We start from the raw sequence: 15,477 nt of genomic DNA, 5'->3' as shown, positions 1-15,477 counted from the left end.
CGGGTAAGGCGCTGAAAGATTGGGAGAGATGCGTGGCGGGCTATGATTATGTCGTCGTCGGGGGCGGCTCCGCGGGGTGCGCGCTCGCCGCGCGATTGTCGGAGGACCCCGCCGCCAGCGTCTGCCTGCTCGAAGCCGGCGGTGCGAACAAGGAGATGCTGGTGCGGATGCCCGCCGGGGTCGGCACGCTGATCAAGGCCAAGGGCAAGCACAATTGGGGCTTCTGGACCGAGCCCGAGCCGCATCTCGACAAGCGCCGCTTGTGGTGGCCGCGCGGGCGCGGATTGGGCGGCTCCTCGGCGATCAACGGCATGATCTATATGCGCGGGCATCCGCAGGATTATGACGAATGGCGCCAGTTCGGCCTCGCCGGCTGGTCATGGGACGACGTGCTCCCCTATTTCCGTCGGCTCGAGGGGCATCATCGCGGCCCGAGCGACGGGCTCCACGGCGCCGACGGCCCGCTCAAAATCTCCGCCGGCGAGAGCGACAGCCCGTTTCATGACGCTTTGGTCGAGGCCGGGCGACAGGCCGGCTATCCGGTGACGACCGACTTCAACGGCGCGGTGATGGAAGGTTTCGGTCATTATGACCTGACGATCGCCGACGGCCGGCGCTGGTCGGCGGCGGCGGCCTATCTCCACCCCGCGCTCGGGCGCGCCAACCTGACGGTGATCACCAATGCGCGCACCACGCGGGTGGTGATCGAGCATGGCCGCGCGATCGCGGTCGATTATCTCGTCGGCAACCGGCCGGCGCGGGTCGAAGTCGCGGGTGAGGCCTTGCTGTGCGCGGGCGCGGTGCAGAGCCCGCAGATCCTCCAGCTTTCAGGCGTGGGCGATCCGGCGCGGCTCCGGGATTCGGGGGTCCGCGCGGTCCACGATCTGCCGGGGGTCGGCGAGAATCTGCAGGACCATCTCGATGTCATCATGAACTGGCGCTGCCACGGGCTGACCACCGCTTATTCGGCGACCAAGGGGCTGCGCCAGCTCAAGGTCGGGCTCGAATATCTGCTGCGCGGCAGCGGCTACGGACGCCAGCAATTCCTCGAATCCGGCGCCTTCCTCTGCTCGCGCGCCGGGCTGTCGCGCCCCGACGTGCAGATCCACGGCGTGCTCGCGATCATGCGCGATCACGGCAAGGTGCAGGTGAAGCAGGACGGCTTCTCCTTCCATCTTTGCCAGTTGCGCCCGGAAAGCCGCGGGCGGGTGACGATCGCGTCGAACGACCCGCTCGCCGATCCGCTGATCTTCGCCAATTACCTCAGCCAGCCCGAGGACATCCGCGTGATGCGCGAATGCGTCAAGATCGGGCGCGAGGTGGCGGCGCAGGCGGCGCTCGATCCGTATCGCGACGCCGAGCTCGCACCGGGCGCGGAGGTGCGCAGCGATGCCGAGATCGACGCCTGGGTGCGGCGCACCGCCGAGACGATCTATCACCCGGTCGGCACCTGCAAGATGGGCGCCGACGGCGATCGCATGGCGGTGGTCGACGCGCAGTTGAAGGTGCGCGGGCTGGAGCGGCTGCGCGTCGTCGACGCCTCGGTGATGCCGACATTGGTGGGATCGAACACCAATGCCCCGACGATCATGATCGCGGAGAAAGCCGCCGACATGATCCGCGCCGCTTAAAGCCCCTCTCCTGAAGGGAAGGGCAGCCTTCGATCAGTGCCGCTCCTCATACGCCCGCACCCCCGGCCCCAGCCGGTTGGCGCCGAGCGCGAGCCGGTCGCCGCTGACGTTGGCGACGAACGCCGGGCTGTTCTTCTGCCCCGGCGCGAGCGTCGCGATATTGTCCGCGACGCGCAGCCCGGTGGCCGGATATTTGCGCTGCTCGGCCGAGACGACGATCACCCCGGTCCAATTCTCCTTGTTCGGCCCCTGGACGAAGGTGTTGCGCAGGATTTCGCCGGTGCCGCCCTCGGGCAGGTCGATCGCGTAATTGGTCTTGCGCCCCTGGCTGTCGTCGAAGCTGTTGTCGTCGATCGCGACGCGCGGCGCGCGCAATTTGACGTAATGCCCGCCACGCCCGCGCTCGAACCGCGAATGGGTGATCGTGATCGTGCCCGTGTTCGCGAGATAGACCGAATGCGCGCAATCGGGGGTCTCGTCACACTGGCCGAGCCCGGAGAAGGTCGAGCGCTCGATCATGACGCGCGACGCGTCGCCGGTCGCGCCGAGAATCCCTTCCTGGCTGTCGAGGAACATCGCGTTGCGCACCGTTAGGTCGCCGATCTCGATGCGGATCCCCGCGCCATTGCCGTCGCCGACGCGGATATTGCGGAAGACGAGACCGTCGACCACCGACCCCGCGCCGCGCAGCACCAGCGCGGCCTTGCCCTCGCACGCGCCCTCGAAGATCGCGGTGCCCGGCTCGGCCGCCTTGAAGGTGACGCGCCCCGCCTGCTGGATCGCACATTCGCGATAGACGCCGGGCGCGATCAGCACGGTGAAATCCTGCCCGCGCTTCGCCATCAGTGCGTCCTGGAGGTGCACGAAACCCTCCCCCGTCTCGACGATCGTGAACGGCGCGGCGGCGGCCGGGGCGGCGAGCGACATGAGTGCGAGAGCGATCAGGCGGCGCATCGGCAAATTCCCTCAGACATACCGTGGCTTCTTGAGCGCAACCGCCGCGGAACGGAAAGAGGCTTTCGCGGTTAACGCCCGCGGCGTCCCGTCACGGTACGGTTTGCAGTCATCGCGTTTCCTGTTGCAACGGGATTTGCCAAGCCGCATGACCATACCCGAACCCCGAATCCGTCAAAAGTGGAGAGGCCTGTCATGCAAAGCTACCTGAAGCATTATATCAATGGCGCATGGGTGGAGAGCGAAGGCGGGCGACGCCACGAGGTGATCGATCCCTCGACCGAGCAGCCCTGCACCGAGATCACCTTGGGCACCGCCGCCGATGTCGACAAGGCGGTCGCCGCGGCGCGCGCGGCCTTCCCCGCCTGGTCGCAATCGAGCATCGAGGAACGCGCCGCGATCCTCGAAAAGATCATCGCCGGGATGAAGGCCCGTCTCCCCGAACTCGCCGCCGCGACCAGCCGCGAAATGGGCGCGCCGATCTCCTTCGCGCAAATGGCGCAGGTGCCGGCCGGTCTCGGCCATTTCATCGGCACGCTCGCCGCGCTGCGCGAATTCAGCTTCTCCGAGACGGTCGGCAGCGCGCGCGTCGTGCACGAGCCGGTCGGCGTGGTGGCGATGATCACCCCGTGGAACTGGCCGCTCAACCAGATCTGCGCCAAGGTCGCCCCGGCGCTTGCCGCGGGCAATACGATGATCCTCAAGCCCTCCGAGGAAGCGCCCTCCAACGCGATGATCTTCGCCGAGATCCTTGACGAGGCCGGGGTCCCGCCGGGGGTGTTCAACCTCGTCAACGGCGACGGGCCGGGGGTCGGCGCGGCGCTGTCGGCGCACAAGGGCGTCGACATGGTGAGCTTCACCGGCTCGACCCGCGCCGGGGTCGCGGTCGCCACTGCCGCCGCCGCGACGGTCAAGCGCGTCCACCAGGAACTCGGCGGCAAGGCGCCGAACCTCGTGCTCGAAGGCGCCAAGCTGGAGGAAGTTCTGCCGCCGACGCTCGCCGGGGTGATCGCCAATACCGGGCAGAGCTGCATCGCCCCCACCCGGCTGCTCGTCCACAAGAGCCAGGCCGAGGCCGCGACCGAGGTGGTCAAGGCGATCATGGACGCGACCGTGGTCGGCAACCCCGAGGATCAGGGCGCGCATATCGGCCCGGTGGTCAACAAGGCGCAGTTCGAGAAGATCCAGTCGCTGATCCAGTCCGCGCTCGACGAGGGCGCACGGCTGGTGACCGGCGGCACGGGGCGGCCGGACGGGCGCAACGCCGGCTATTTCATCAAGCCCACCGTGCTCGCCGACGTGACCCCGGAAATGCGCATCTATCGCGAGGAAACCTTCGGTCCGGTCGCGACGATCACCACCTATGACGATCGCGATCAGGCGGTGGAGATGGCCAACGACACCGATTACGGCCTGTCCGCGACGATCTCGGGCGATCCGGCCGAGGCGGCGAAGATCGCCGGCAAGCTGCGCGCCGGGCTGGTCACGATCAACAGCTGGGGGCCGACCCCGGGCACCGCGTTCGGCGGGTTCAAGCAATCGGGCAACGGCCGCGAGGGCGGCAAATACGGTCTCACCGACTTCATGGAAATCAAGACGATCGTCGGCGAACCTGCCTGATCCTTCTCCTCTCACGGGGCGCCGACCAGCAGGCCGGCGCCCCTTTTGCTATCCGAAAGGCACCTCCCGCATGATCTTCTCGGTGATCTATCCCAATCACGACGGCGCGAAATTCGACCGCGCTTATTATCGCGACCATCACGCCCCGCTGGTCTGCGAGGTGTGGAACCCCGATCGCTTCGAACTGATCGAGGGGCAGGCAATGGACGGCGCCGCGGCACCCTATGCGCTGATCGCGCATTTCCATTTCGCCTCACCCGAAGCGTTCGCCGCCGCAATGGCCAACCCGCGTCGCGGCGAATTGGCCGAGGACGTCGCCAAGTTCACCGATATCGTCCCGCAGCTGATGGTCGGGCGGGCTCTCGCGTAAATCCCTTCTTTCTCCCCTCCCTGGTGAAGGGAGCGGTTGGGGGTGGGTGGGTATGAGGCGGTTGCTTCGGTATCCTCGCAGGCCAACCCTCCCTCCGCTCCCTCCCTTGTTCAAGGGAGGGGAGAAGGTGACGCCCCTCAATAATCCTTCGAAATCCTCACGTTGGCGCTTTGCCGCCCCAGTGTCGAGATTGTCGAGAGCAGCGACAGCCAGCGCGTCACCTGATATTCGATCCGGGTCGCTGAATAGCCCTGCCCGTCGGTGATGATCTCCGCATAGAGTTTCCGCGTCACATATTTGCCCGCCGCGATCGAGGTCTGCTGCCCGGTCTGCGGATCGGCGGGGAGGATGCGCAGCCGATCGAGCCCCGCCGCGCGGCGCACCGCGTTGATCGGGTTGAGCCCGCCGCTGCCGTCCTTCAACGCCGCCACCGCCGCCGCAAGCTGCAGCGCTTCGGGCGCCGACAAATGGGTGATCGAGGTGCCGAACAACAGCCGCGAGAGCAATTCGTCCTGCGGCAAGGCGGGCACGCTGGTGAAGGAAATCTCCGGCTTGAGCGCCGCACCGGTCACGCGGATCGTCGCGTTGAGGTTGGTCGAATCCGCATTGGCCTCGATATCGAGCGACGGATTGGCCGGCACCTCGCCGCCGAAGCGGATTACCCCGCGCGACAGCTGGAACTCGCGACCGGCGAATTCGTAATTGCCGCGCACCAGATCGGCGCGCCCGGTGATCGCCGGATTGTCCGGCGCGCCGCCGATCTTCAGATCCGCCGACCATTCGCTCGAAAGCCCGAGCCCGCTGACGCTGAGCTGGTTCGGCGCGCGCGCACGGACATCGAGCCGCCATGGCGTCGCGCGCACTTCCTCCTCCTCGCCGCCGCCGGGGAGATTGATCTCGCGGACCTTGAGCGGCGGCACCGCGCTCGCCGCGGTCGCCTGCCCGAGCCGGTAGCGGCTGCGATCGAGCGTCACGTCGCCCGAGATCACCCCGCCCGAACCGCCCGACCGCAATCTCAGCGGCCCGGAAACGGTCGCCCCGATATCGTCGCGGTTGATCAGTACGGCGTGGGTGGCTTGTAGCGAGAGATCGAGACCGATCCCCGCCTCGGCCGAGAAATCGAATTGCCCCGTGCCGGTGACGCGCCCGCCCTTGCCGGCGTCGGCGGCGAACTGACCGATCTGGAGCCGCGACCCCTGAAACACCCCCGAGGCCTGCACATTGGTCAGCACCGTCCCGGTCGTCGCGCTTTCGATCCGCGCACCGTCGGCGCGGAACATGCCGCGGATCGACGGATCGGCGACGCGCCCCGTCACATCGGCGCCGATCGCCACCGGGCCGGACAGCGCCAGCATCTCCGCGCCGGTCAGCCGCCACAAGGTGTCCGCCGGGCCGTTGTAGCGCAATTGCGCGAACAGCCCCGCCCCCATCAGCCGATCGGCGATATCACCCCTGCCGAGCGGCGAGAGCAACGCCTGCGCGCGCCCGATCGTCTGCCCGCCCGACGAGGCCACCGCGCGAATCCCGGCGCGATCGGCCGAGAGCACGCCCGCGATCCCGATGTCGATCGGCCGCGAGGAGGCAAGCAGCCCCGAGCGGGTCAGCCCGCGCACCGTCAGATCGACGCGCCCGGTCGGCGCGCCGCCGTCGCGCGACTGATAGCTCAGCGTCCCCGATGCGCTGCCGCCCAGCGCGAGCCCGGGATAAGCGATGTCGAGGATCGACAGCGGCATCTTCGTCACGGTCGCATCGAGCGCCGCGGCGGCCTCGCCGAACCGCCCCGAGAGTTTCGCCTCGCCCCCGGCGAAGGTCAGCTCGGTCGGCGCGAGCCGCCACATGTCGCCGTCGCGAGTGATCACCGCCGGCGCGGCGAGCTTGAGCGGGCGGCGATCGATCGTGCCCTCGGCGGTGACGCGATAGCTGTCCGGGGCCACCGCGATCACGCTCTGGATCGCATAGCTGCGCCCGCGCGTGCCCGCGATCTGCGCGCGGATCTCGCCGCTGTCGCCGTTGAGCTTCGCGCTCCCCGCGAAGCGCGCGATCGATAGCCCGCCCCGCGCCAGCCCCGCACCCTTGACGCTCGCCTCGATCGCGGTGCCCGCGGGATCGAGCAGCGCGACGAGATCGACATGCGCCTGCCGCACCGTCACGCGATTGCCGAGCCGCGCACGATCGGCATCGAGATGCGCCTCGATCCGCTGCACCGCGCCGACCGGGCGGAACAGCAATTCGCCCGACAGCCCCCCGCCGGCCAGCGCCAGCCGCCCGGCGAACCCGCCGGTGACGATATCGAGCGTGCCGGTCGCGCGCGTGCCGCTGACGTCGATATGCGCGAAGGCGATCTGCGCATTGCCGTTCGACGGCAGCAGGATATCCCCCGCCGCCTCGAACGGCCCGAGCCGCGACCCACCCGCGGCGGTGAAGGCGAACCCCTGTTTGCTCGGCGCGAGATGCGCGCGCACATCGGCGAGCCCCATCGCCGCATTGGGCGCGGCGAGCACCAGATCGATCGTCGGGCGGTCGATCTGCCCGTCGAGCTTGAGCGTCAGCGCGCCATAGGTCGATTGCCGCCCGCGCCCCTCGAAATGGAAGCTGCCGTCGCGGCGGCGCAAGCCGGTGCCGACCAGCCGGATCGCCGGCCCGGTGAGGACGAGGTTGGTGAAATGCATCACCCCGTCGGGGGTCCGTTCGAGCGCGGTGGCGATCCGCGGCAGCCCCCCGGCGAGGCTGCGGAAAAAGGCGTTGTCGAGCCGCACGACCCGCGCGGCGCCTTGCCCGACGACCCGCGTACCGTGCCCGCCCGGCCCCGGCACGACGCGCAACGTGGAGGTGACGTCGACCACCCCCAGCCCGGGGATCAGATAGCGCCCGAGCGCGCCGTTGACGCCGAGCTGATAATCGCCGGTCAAAAGATCGAGCGTCAGATTGACCCGCCCGGTCAGTTTATCCGATTTCACGCGGAGATCGTCGCCGGTGATCAGCCGGCTGGTAATGCGCAGCACCCCATCGACGGTCAGGTTGCGCAGGATACCGCCCGCGACATCGCCGACCCCGGTCACGCGCGCCGCGGTGAAGCGCACCGGCAGGACGATCGGCGATTTGGAGAGCCGCCCCTTGCCCGCTGCCCACGCCTGTTCGAACCCGGTCTCGTCGAAGGCGAAGCGCGGCGCGCTGAGCCGATAGTCGAACGCGGCGGTGGCGAAGGCGCCGTCGAGCACCGCACGCAGCTCGACATCGCGCCCGGTCATATTGGGGAAGAGCGCGGCGGGTTTGAGCAATCGCGCGCGGATTCGGACGTTGCGGAACGAACTGATGCCGAGATCGATCGTCCCGGTCGTCTCGACCGCGAGCGCCGCCGAGCGCAGATCGAGATTGCCGGCGAGCCGCCGGTTGGCGAGCGTTGCCGCGCCGTTGACCGTGACGCGCGGTGCGGTCAACCGCGCGAGCTTGCCGTCCGTCACCGCCGAGGGGACCAGATCGCCGCTCAGCGTATAGCTTCCGCGCCGGTTGCCGAGCGCGAGATCGATCACCCGCGTGTCGCCCGCGATGCCGAGCGCGCGCCCGTCCCAGCGGGTCCAGCTCCCCGTGCCGCCGACCTCGAGCCGCAGCGGCTTGCGCACCCCGGCGAGCCGCGCCAGCACCCCGTCTTTGCCGCCCTGCGCGCGTACCGCGATGTCGAAACGGTCGCGATCGGGCTCCGCATCGATCCGCAGCCGCAGGTCGTCGCTGCCCTGCACCACCGCGGCCAGATCGACCAAGGCGCGGCCGGCGTGGATATCCGCCCTGCCGCGGATCCGCCCGTAGCGCGGCACCCCGGTGACGCGGCGGTCGACGATCAGCCGGTCGACCGCGAGCCGCCCGATATGGATATCGAAATCGGGCAACAGCGGCCCGGCATTGGCGCTCGGCCGGGTGCGCGGCCATTTGGCGAAGGTCGCGACGGGCACGTCGAGCGCAGTGATGTCGAGCCGGTTGGCGAACCAGCGCAGCGGCGCCCAATCGAGCCGCGCGACCGGCGCCGACAAGACCAGGCCGTCGAGATCATAGACGCGCACGTCGCGCAGCGTCGCGCGGGTGTAGAGCGAGCCGTCGATCCGCCCGACCGAGAAGCGCAGCCCGCTCGGGGTGCGCACCCCGGCGATGCGATCGGCAACCCAGCGGTGGCCGATATCGGTATCGACGATCAGCACCGCCGCGGCGAAAATCGCCACCAGCGCCGCAACCAGCCCGGCGATCCATTTCGCCACCCGCCTCAAAATGCCTGCCCCAGCGAGACATAGACCGCGAGGCGCGAATCGCCCTTTTGCGGGTTGATCGGGGTGCCGAGATCGATGCGGATCGGGCCGAAATTGGAATAATAGCGCACGCCCAGCCCGGCGCCGTAGCGCAGCCCGGAGAATTTGGGTATCGGCGAAGTATAGATATTGCCGCCATCGAAGAACGGCACCACGCCGAAATTGCCCCACACCTTGACGCGCGTTTCGATCGAGAATTCGGTCAGGCTGCGCCCGCCGATCGGATCGTTATTGGGATCGCGCGGACCGATCGCCTGATAGCCATAGCCGCGCACCGACGCGCCGCCCCCGGCATAGAAGCGCCGCGACGGCGCGATCGCGTCGCGCGGCGCGCCGACGATCGTCCCCAGCCGCACCCGGCCGGCGAGCACGACGCGATCGCCGAGCGGGGTATAGGCGCTGGCGTCGATCTGGGTCCGCGCATAAGCGAAGGCTTTGCCGAGCAACGACAATTCGGGGCTGAGCCGCCCGCCGAGGCGGAACCCGCGGGTCGGGTTGAGCAGGTCGTCCGACCCGTCATAGGTCAGCGACAGCGGCAGCGCGGCGATATAATAGGTCCGCCGCCGCGGCTGCCCGGTCGAGGCGATCACATCGCGCTCGTCGGAACTGACCAGCTCGCCGCCGAGCGACCACACCCACGCCTTCTGGAAGAAGATATTGGTCTGCCGCTCGAGCGAGCCGGAGAGCGAGAAGGTATTGGCGGTATAGGCCAGCCGCTCGGTATGCGAGATCGCGACCTGCGCGGTCAGCACACGATCGCGCCCTTTGAAATTGTTGCGGCGGAAGGTGAATTGCGCGAGCTGCTCCTGCGTGCCGAGCACCCCGCGCAAGGTGATCGCGCCTTCGGGCTGGAAGAAGTTGCGATGCGTCCAGCTCGCTTCGGCACGCGCGCCTTCGCCGGTGCCATAGCCCAGTTCGCCCGCGATCGTGCGCGGCGGCGCGGGCTGGAGCGCGACGTCGATGTCCACCGTATCGGGGGTCGCGCCCTCGACCGGCTTGACCGTCGCGCTCGAGACCAGCCCGGTCTGGATCAGCGCGCGGCGCAGATCGTCGAGCGCCGGCGCATAATAGGGCTTGCCGGGGGAGAAGCGCGCGATTTCCTGGACATGCTTGGCGTCGAACACATGATTGTTGGCATTGACGCGGATTTCGCCGAAGCGCCGCACCCGGCCGGGATCGATCGTCAGATCGAGCACCGCCTCCTTCGCCGCGCGATCGACCGTCACCGCGGGCTCGCCGATCGTCGCGAAGGGGAAGCCCTGTTTGCCGACCTCATCGACCAGCCGCGCCTGCCCCGCGGCGATCGTATCGGCGTTGACCGGATCGTTGGGCTTGACCCCGAAGGCGTCGGTCAGCGCCTTCGCCTTGTCGCCCGCGGCGGCGACGCCGTCGATCGTCACCCCGGTCAGGCGATAGAGCTGCCCCGGATCGGCGGCGAGCACCACCACCGGCTTGCCCGCCTCGGTCTCGACGCGGGTGCGCACCCGTGCGTCATAATAGCCCTCGGCGCGCAGCAAGGTGACGAGCAGGGCCGAATCCTCGCGCGCGCGACGATCGAGCTGTGCGGCATTGGCGGGTTCGCCGTCATGCTGGTCGAGCACCGACAATTCGGCGAAGCGCTGGCGCAGCAGCGGGCTCGCCACCGCATCGATCCCGTCGATGCGATAACGGTAGCGCGTTTCGGCATTGACGTCGGCCTGCCCGGCCTCGCTCTCCGGCGGCAGCTTCGACAGATCGGGCCAGGCGACCCCGATATCGGGCATCGGCGCAAGCGGCGCATTGGGATTGAGCATGTCGCTGCCGGCCGGGGCGGGCTGCTGCGGGACGGGCGCGGGCGGCGGCGCGGGCGCGGCGGATCGCTGCTGCGCCGCGGCAGGCGGCACGGCGAGGATCGCGACCAATAATGCGGCGCCGCGCCGGATCATCAGGCGGTGATAGCGTGACGCGGCGGTTAACGAAATGGGGCTGCGAACGGCTCTGCGATCAATTGACATCCGGCCTGCACGGCGGCCGCCAGCCTTCGATCGTCGTGCCGGGTCTGACCCGGCATGACGAGGAACGAACGGCAATCAGTGGATCGTGCCGATCGCGCGATCGGCGGCGAGCCACGCCACCAGCCGCTCGATCTGCCGCCAGTGGCAGAAATGGAGGTGGTTGCCGACGTCGCGGCTGCGGTCGGCGCGCATCGCGGCCTCGTCCTCGGCGCCGGCGCCAAAGCCACGGATCAGCATTTCGGCATCGGCGAGCACGGCGCGGCCGGCGACAAAGGGGGGATAAGGCATGCAGGGGCGGCGATAGCGGCAAGGTGCCTAAGACGCGGTTCGGGAATTAGGTTTCCAAAGCATTGTCGCGCGCAACCCGCTGGCGTCGCGCGTCGAGCCGTGGCAAGGCGCGCGGCGATGCCCGACCAGCCTTCCAAACCCTCCGCCGCGGGCGGTTTCCTTATCGCCGCCGGCGTGCTGGGCGGCGCGATCCTCGGCTTCGCCGCCGGCCAGCCGACGATCGGGGTGCTGATCGGGCTGACGGTGACCGTCGCGATGTCGGTCGCGATGTGGTGGCGCGAGCGGGGGTAAGGGGAAAGCCCCGCCATCGACATACGGGGGGCCCCCGGCGAGCGGCCGGCGACCAAATTGCCTGATGACGGCTCCCTACAATACGCCGGTCGGTCGATCGGTTACATTACCCCCGCACCTATCCGGGGAGGAAAGCGATGACCACGATCGCCGCGCGGCGCGCAATGCGCGCCGGGGAGACCAGCCAAGCATTCTACGTGTGGATTTCGCTGGCGATGGCCGCGGTGTTCGTCGGGGGGTTTTCACAGACCGTGCCCGGGGATTTTATCGACACGCCCCCGCTGCCGATGCTGCTGCACGTTCATGGTGCGATCTTCACCTTGTGGGTCTTTCTGTTCGTCGCGCAACCGGCATTGATCGCTCGAGGGTCGGTCCGACTGCACCGGCGAGTCGGCTGGATCGGGCTGGGTCTCGCCGTGGCGATGGTCGCGATGGGCGTGGCGGCAACGCTTTTCGCCATTCGAAATCGCCTGATTCCGCCGTTTTTTCCTCCAACCGTGTTCATGGTGATGAACCTCATCGGCATTCTCACCTTCGGAGGTTTGGTCACGGCGGGTCTGGTCATGCGCCGGAAGCGGCAGTGGCATAAACGGCTGATGCTCTGCGCAACCATTTCGATTCTCGGCCCCGGGCTGGGGCGTCTCCTGCCGATGGCCTCCTTCGGCGCGGCGGCGCCGCTTGTCATGTTCGGCGCGATCTTGCTGTTCGGCGTGGTGGCGATGGCCGCCGATCTGATCGCGCGGGGGCGGATCCATCCGGCCTATTTCTGGGGCGTGGGCACGATTCTGGTGACGGAACTCGCGATCGGGCCGTTGGCGTTTTCGCCACCCGCAGCCGAACTGCTTCGCTTCATCCAGTCCGTCTGACCTGCATGTAGATTCGGGCTTTTGGGAACACACCTGCGCTTCGGATCGAAGCAACGGTCGATGACGTCTTACAACCCCCGCAACAGCAGCTTCACCCGTCCGATCACCGCGATCTCCGCCACCGGCGCAGCGATCGTCGCATAGCCGGGATTGTCGCTGGCGATCGTCAGCGTCTCGCCCGCGCGCGTCACGCGCTTGACCAGCAGGTCGCCGTCGCGGCGCAGCACGAAGATCGCGCCGGTGCGCCCGACCCGCCGGTCGCCGCGGTCGACCACCAGCCGGTCGCCGTCGAGGACGGTCGGCGCCATCGACTCGCCCCGCGCGGTGATCACCGAGGCCTGTCGCGCCGCGACCCCCGCCGCGGCCAGCGTTTCCGCCGCGAAGCTTAGCGGGCGCAGCAGTCGCTCCGACCCCACGTCCGCCCCCGCGCCCGCCGCCGCCTCGACCGCCAGCCACGGCAGCTCGACCGTCGCGCCGGCCCCCGCCGGGCCGCCGAGCAGCGCTTCCTCGACGCCGAAGAAGGTCGCGAGCGCGCGCCGGTCGTCCTCCGCCAGCCGGCGCGGCGAGCCGCGGCCGACGAATTGCTGGAGATAGGCGACATTGCGCCCGAGCATCGCCGAGAGCGCGGCAAGGCTCACGCCGCGCGCCTCGGCCAGCCGCATCAGCGCCTCGCGGGGATCTTCAGCCATGCCGCATCCTAGTCGCAGGAAATTTCCTGGACAAGTTGGAAAATCTGTTAGAACAAATAGCGAACACTTTGGGAATCGGGAGGCGAGTCGCCATGTCGCTGTTGACCAAGATCGATTGCTTTTTGCGCCAGAGCGGGATGCCGCCGACGACCTTCGGCCGCCGCGCCGCAAACGATCCGCGGCTGGTGGGCGACATGCGGCTCGGGCGGGTGCCGGGGCCGGCGCTGACCGCGCGGGTCGAGGCGTTTATCGCGGGGGCGCAATGATGCGCGGGCCGGGTGCGGCGCGGCTGCTCGAACGCGCGCTGACCGCGGCGGCGTCGCGCGCCGGCGCGTCGATCGCGATCGGGACCGCCCGCGCGACCGACTGGCAGAGCGCGACCTTCGCCGGGCAGCGCCACGAAATCACCGTTGAAAGCGAGACGGGGCCGGCGCTCGATCGCTGGCTGGAAACGCTGGCGGAGGCCGATCTGCCGCTCGCCGGGCATCTCGTCGCGGATATCGCGGTCGCGTCGCTTGCGCGGAATGCGGCGCGGACCGCGTTCGTGATCGAGGCGCTGACCGTGGAGGAGAGCTAAGCTCCCCTCCGCCGCCTCTCCCTCCCTGGCGAAGGGAGGGGCTGGGGGTGGGTGGGTATGAGGCGGTTGCTCCGCCATCCTCTCGGGCCAACCCGCCCCCGACCTCTCCCCTTGTTCAAGGGAAAGGAGCAGAACGAAGCAGGTTCAGATCCCGCCCGCCACCGTCGGATACCCCGCCGCCGCCAGCGCCACGGCAAGTTCGGCCATGCAGCGCTCGACCTGATCCGCATCGGGCGAGCGGATGACGAAATTGGCCCCGGTGCGCCCCTCGCGGAAGAAGGGATAGCTGCCGATCGCCACCCCTTCATGCGCGCGCTCGGCGGCGGCGAGCAGATCGGCGATCTCGCTCTCCGGCGCCCAGCTGCCGATCGTCCCGCTGACCACCGGGCGCCCGCCCTCGAGCGTCCCGGTCAACGCGTCGAGCATCCCCGCGGTGATGTGCGGCACCCCGGCCATGATGAACAGATTGCCGACGCGGATCCCGGGCGCGCCCGACATGCGGTTCTCGATCAGTTCGGCGCCTTCGGGCACCCGCGCCATCCGCAGCCGCGCCTCGGTCGCGCCGCCGCGGGTCGCATAATAACGTTCGAGCACCGCCACCGCGCCCGGGTGGTGCACCACCCCGACCCCCAAGGCCGCGGCGATCGCGTCGACGGTGATATCGTCATGCGTCGGGCCGATCCCGCCGGTGGTGAAGAGATAATCGTTGCGCACCCGCAGGGCGTTGACCGCCTCGACGATCGCCTCCTGCCGATCGGCGACGATGCGCACCTCGGCCAGCCGGATGCCCTGGACGTTGAGCCATTGCGCGATCTGCGCGACATTCTTGTCCTGCGTGCGCCCGGAAAGAATCTCGTCGCCGATGACGACGAGCGCGGCGGTCCAGATGCGTTCCTCTACCATGCGCCTCCCGCATAGCCTCGCCAATCGCGCTTCGCCACGCTATATCATTCGGCATGACCGAATATGTGACTGTAACCAGCGATGCGCCGCTCGGGCGCAACGGCGCGATCAAGCTGCACGGCCCCGACGCCTTCGAAGGGATGCGCCGCGCGGGCAAGCTCGCCGCCGAGACGCTCGACATGGTCGTGCCGCACATGGTGCCCGGGGTGTCGACCGCGGAGATCGACCGGCTGATCCACGATTTCATCCTCGCCAACGGCGGGGTCCCCGCGACGCTCGGCTATCGCGGCTATACGCACAGCTCGTGCATCTCGATCAATCATGTCGTCTGCCACGGGATCCCCAGCGACAAGGTTTTGAAATCGGGCGATATCGTCAATGTCGACGTAACCCCGATCCTCGACGGCTGGCACGGCGATTCGAGCCGCATGTATCTGATCGGCGACGTGCCGCTGAAGGCCAAGCGGCTGGTCGACGTGACCTATGAATGCCTGATGCTCGGGATCGAGCAGGCCAAGCCGGGCAATCATCTCGGCGACGTCGCCAATGCGATCCAGCGTTATGCCGAGACGCATCGCTACGGCGTGGTGCGCGATTTCTGCGGCCACGGGCTCGGCCGGCTGTTCCACGACGCGCCCGAGGTGATCCACGTCGGCCGCCCCGGCACCGGGCCGGAGCTCAAGCCCGGGATGATCTTCACGATCGAGCCGATGATCAACATCGGCCGCCCCGACGTGAAGCTGCTCGACGACGGCTGGACCGCGGTGACCCGCGACCGTTCGCTGTCGGCGCAGTTCGAACATTCGATCGGGATCACCGAGGACGGGTGCGAGATCTTCACGCTCTCGCCCAAGGGGCTCGACCGGCCGCCCTACGCATAAAACGCCGGCGGTCGCGCCGGCTTCTTTGTGCTCCCGCGAAGGCCCCCATCAAAGTATTACTTTGATGGGAACCCAAGGCGGAAGCCCAGACTGGGTCCCCGCCTTCGCGGGGACACAA

General features: G+C 68.7%; 14 protein-coding genes. 8 read left to right on the top strand and 6 right to left on the bottom strand.

What is annotated here, in order from left to right; translation table 11 throughout:
• Positions 1-32 precede the first annotated feature (32 nt).
• Positions 33-1,631 (top strand): choline dehydrogenase, encoded by a 1,599-nt coding sequence (locus tag NED98_RS17540; protein ID WP_265313871.1) that lies wholly within the window; start codon positions 33-35, stop codon positions 1,629-1,631.
• 33 nt (positions 1,632-1,664) lie between these two features.
• Here NED98_RS17540 and NED98_RS17535 read toward each other — a convergent pair whose 3' ends face one another.
• On the bottom strand, positions 1,665-2,585 hold the full coding sequence (locus tag NED98_RS17535) for a right-handed parallel beta-helix repeat-containing protein (protein ID WP_265313870.1): 921 nt from the start codon (positions 2,583-2,585) through the stop codon (positions 1,665-1,667).
• 195 nt (positions 2,586-2,780) lie between these two features.
• On the opposite strand from NED98_RS17535, the gene NED98_RS17530 reads away from it, so the two are divergent.
• Positions 2,781-4,205, top strand: a complete 1,425-nt coding sequence (locus tag NED98_RS17530) for an aldehyde dehydrogenase family protein (RefSeq protein ID WP_179513387.1) — start codon at positions 2,781-2,783, stop codon at positions 4,203-4,205.
• 70 nt (positions 4,206-4,275) lie between these two features.
• Complete coding sequence (locus NED98_RS17525; RefSeq protein WP_179513386.1) at positions 4,276-4,575, top strand: EthD family reductase; 300 nt, start codon at positions 4,276-4,278, stop codon at positions 4,573-4,575.
• Between the two features lie 137 nt (positions 4,576-4,712).
• Here NED98_RS17525 and NED98_RS17520 read toward each other — a convergent pair whose 3' ends face one another.
• The 3 genes from NED98_RS17520 to NED98_RS17510 form a co-directional block, all read right to left on the bottom strand.
• Entirely contained in the window at positions 4,713-8,822 is a 4,110-nt protein-coding gene (locus NED98_RS17520; RefSeq protein ID WP_265313869.1) for a translocation/assembly module TamB domain-containing protein, read from the bottom strand.
• A gap of 5 nt (positions 8,823-8,827) precedes the next feature.
• Positions 8,828-10,795 (bottom strand): autotransporter assembly complex protein TamA, encoded by a 1,968-nt coding sequence (locus NED98_RS17515; RefSeq protein WP_265313868.1) that lies wholly within the window; start codon positions 10,793-10,795, stop codon positions 8,828-8,830.
• A 144-nt stretch (positions 10,796-10,939) separates the two neighbouring features.
• Complete coding sequence (locus NED98_RS17510) at positions 10,940-11,152, bottom strand: hypothetical protein (protein ID WP_179513384.1); 213 nt, start codon at positions 11,150-11,152, stop codon at positions 10,940-10,942.
• A 117-nt stretch (positions 11,153-11,269) separates the two neighbouring features.
• On the opposite strand from NED98_RS17510, the gene NED98_RS17505 reads away from it, so the two are divergent.
• Together NED98_RS17505 and NED98_RS17500 are read left to right on the top strand one after the other, a co-directional pair.
• The gene (locus NED98_RS17505) at positions 11,270-11,443 is read left to right on the top strand and encodes a hypothetical protein (RefSeq protein WP_265313866.1); all 174 of its coding nucleotides are present in this window, start codon (positions 11,270-11,272) and stop codon (positions 11,441-11,443) included.
• A gap of 137 nt (positions 11,444-11,580) precedes the next feature.
• Positions 11,581-12,309 (top strand): hypothetical protein, encoded by a 729-nt coding sequence (locus tag NED98_RS17500; RefSeq protein ID WP_179513382.1) that lies wholly within the window; start codon positions 11,581-11,583, stop codon positions 12,307-12,309.
• 68 nt (positions 12,310-12,377) lie between these two features.
• Here the strand turns inward: NED98_RS17500 and NED98_RS17495 are convergent, their stop codons facing one another.
• Positions 12,378-12,998 carry a S24 family peptidase gene (locus NED98_RS17495; protein ID WP_265313865.1) on the bottom strand — a complete coding sequence of 207 codons (621 nt, stop codon included), beginning with the start codon at positions 12,996-12,998 and terminating at the stop codon, positions 12,378-12,380.
• A gap of 92 nt (positions 12,999-13,090) precedes the next feature.
• On the opposite strand from NED98_RS17495, the gene NED98_RS17490 reads away from it, so the two are divergent.
• Both NED98_RS17490 and NED98_RS17485 read left to right on the top strand, forming a co-directional pair.
• Positions 13,091-13,264 (top strand): hypothetical protein, encoded by a 174-nt coding sequence (locus tag NED98_RS17490; RefSeq protein WP_179513380.1) that lies wholly within the window; start codon positions 13,091-13,093, stop codon positions 13,262-13,264.
• Positions 13,264-13,575: a hypothetical protein gene (locus NED98_RS17485; RefSeq protein ID WP_265313864.1), complete on the top strand. Its 312-nt coding sequence runs from the start codon at positions 13,264-13,266 to the stop codon at positions 13,573-13,575. The genes NED98_RS17490 and NED98_RS17485 overlap by 1 nt, the downstream gene beginning before the upstream one ends.
• A 144-nt stretch (positions 13,576-13,719) precedes the next feature.
• Here NED98_RS17485 and NED98_RS17480 read toward each other — a convergent pair whose 3' ends face one another.
• Positions 13,720-14,478 carry a competence/damage-inducible protein A gene (locus NED98_RS17480; protein ID WP_265313863.1) on the bottom strand — a complete coding sequence of 253 codons (759 nt, stop codon included), beginning with the start codon at positions 14,476-14,478 and terminating at the stop codon, positions 13,720-13,722.
• Between the two features lie 53 nt (positions 14,479-14,531).
• On the opposite strand from NED98_RS17480, the gene map reads away from it, so the two are divergent.
• Positions 14,532-15,359, top strand: coding sequence for a type I methionyl aminopeptidase (map, locus tag NED98_RS17475; protein ID WP_179513377.1), 828 nt, complete (start codon positions 14,532-14,534; stop codon positions 15,357-15,359).
• Positions 15,360-15,477: the final 118 nt, after the last annotated feature.

It is taken from the genome of Sphingomonas lycopersici, from assembly GCF_026130605.1.
Taxonomy (GTDB): Bacteria; Pseudomonadota; Alphaproteobacteria; order Sphingomonadales; family Sphingomonadaceae; genus Sphingomonas; species Sphingomonas lycopersici.
The sequence above is the reverse complement of the archived record's forward strand: the minus strand, read 5'-3'. Positions and strand labels throughout refer to the sequence as shown.

What these genes read in the sequence shown, in the direction of transcription:
- NED98_RS17535 (WP_265313870.1), bottom strand. Translation starts at nt 2,585, where the DNA reads ATGCGCCGCCTGATCGCTCTCGCACTCATGTCGCTCGCCGCCCCGGCC.
- NED98_RS17530 (WP_179513387.1), top strand. Translation starts at nt 2,781, where the DNA reads ATGCAAAGCTACCTGAAGCATTATATCAATGGCGCATGGGTGGAGAGC.
- NED98_RS17525 (WP_179513386.1), top strand. Translation starts at nt 4,276, where the DNA reads ATGATCTTCTCGGTGATCTATCCCAATCACGACGGCGCGAAATTCGAC.
- NED98_RS17515 (WP_265313868.1), bottom strand. Translation starts at nt 10,795, where the DNA reads ATGATCCGGCGCGGCGCCGCATTATTGGTCGCGATCCTCGCCGTGCCG.
- NED98_RS17510 (WP_179513384.1), bottom strand. Translation starts at nt 11,152, where the DNA reads ATGCCTTATCCCCCCTTTGTCGCCGGCCGCGCCGTGCTCGCCGATGCC.
- NED98_RS17505 (WP_265313866.1), top strand. Translation starts at nt 11,270, where the DNA reads ATGCCCGACCAGCCTTCCAAACCCTCCGCCGCGGGCGGTTTCCTTATC.
- NED98_RS17500 (WP_179513382.1), top strand. Translation starts at nt 11,581, where the DNA reads ATGACCACGATCGCCGCGCGGCGCGCAATGCGCGCCGGGGAGACCAGC.
- NED98_RS17495 (WP_265313865.1), bottom strand. Translation starts at nt 12,998, where the DNA reads ATGGCTGAAGATCCCCGCGAGGCGCTGATGCGGCTGGCCGAGGCGCGC.
- NED98_RS17490 (WP_179513380.1), top strand. Translation starts at nt 13,091, where the DNA reads ATGTCGCTGTTGACCAAGATCGATTGCTTTTTGCGCCAGAGCGGGATG.
- NED98_RS17485 (WP_265313864.1), top strand. Translation starts at nt 13,264, where the DNA reads ATGCGCGGGCCGGGTGCGGCGCGGCTGCTCGAACGCGCGCTGACCGCG.
- NED98_RS17480 (WP_265313863.1), bottom strand. Translation starts at nt 14,478, where the DNA reads ATGGTAGAGGAACGCATCTGGACCGCCGCGCTCGTCGTCATCGGCGAC.
- map (WP_179513377.1), top strand. Translation starts at nt 14,532, where the DNA reads ATGACCGAATATGTGACTGTAACCAGCGATGCGCCGCTCGGGCGCAAC.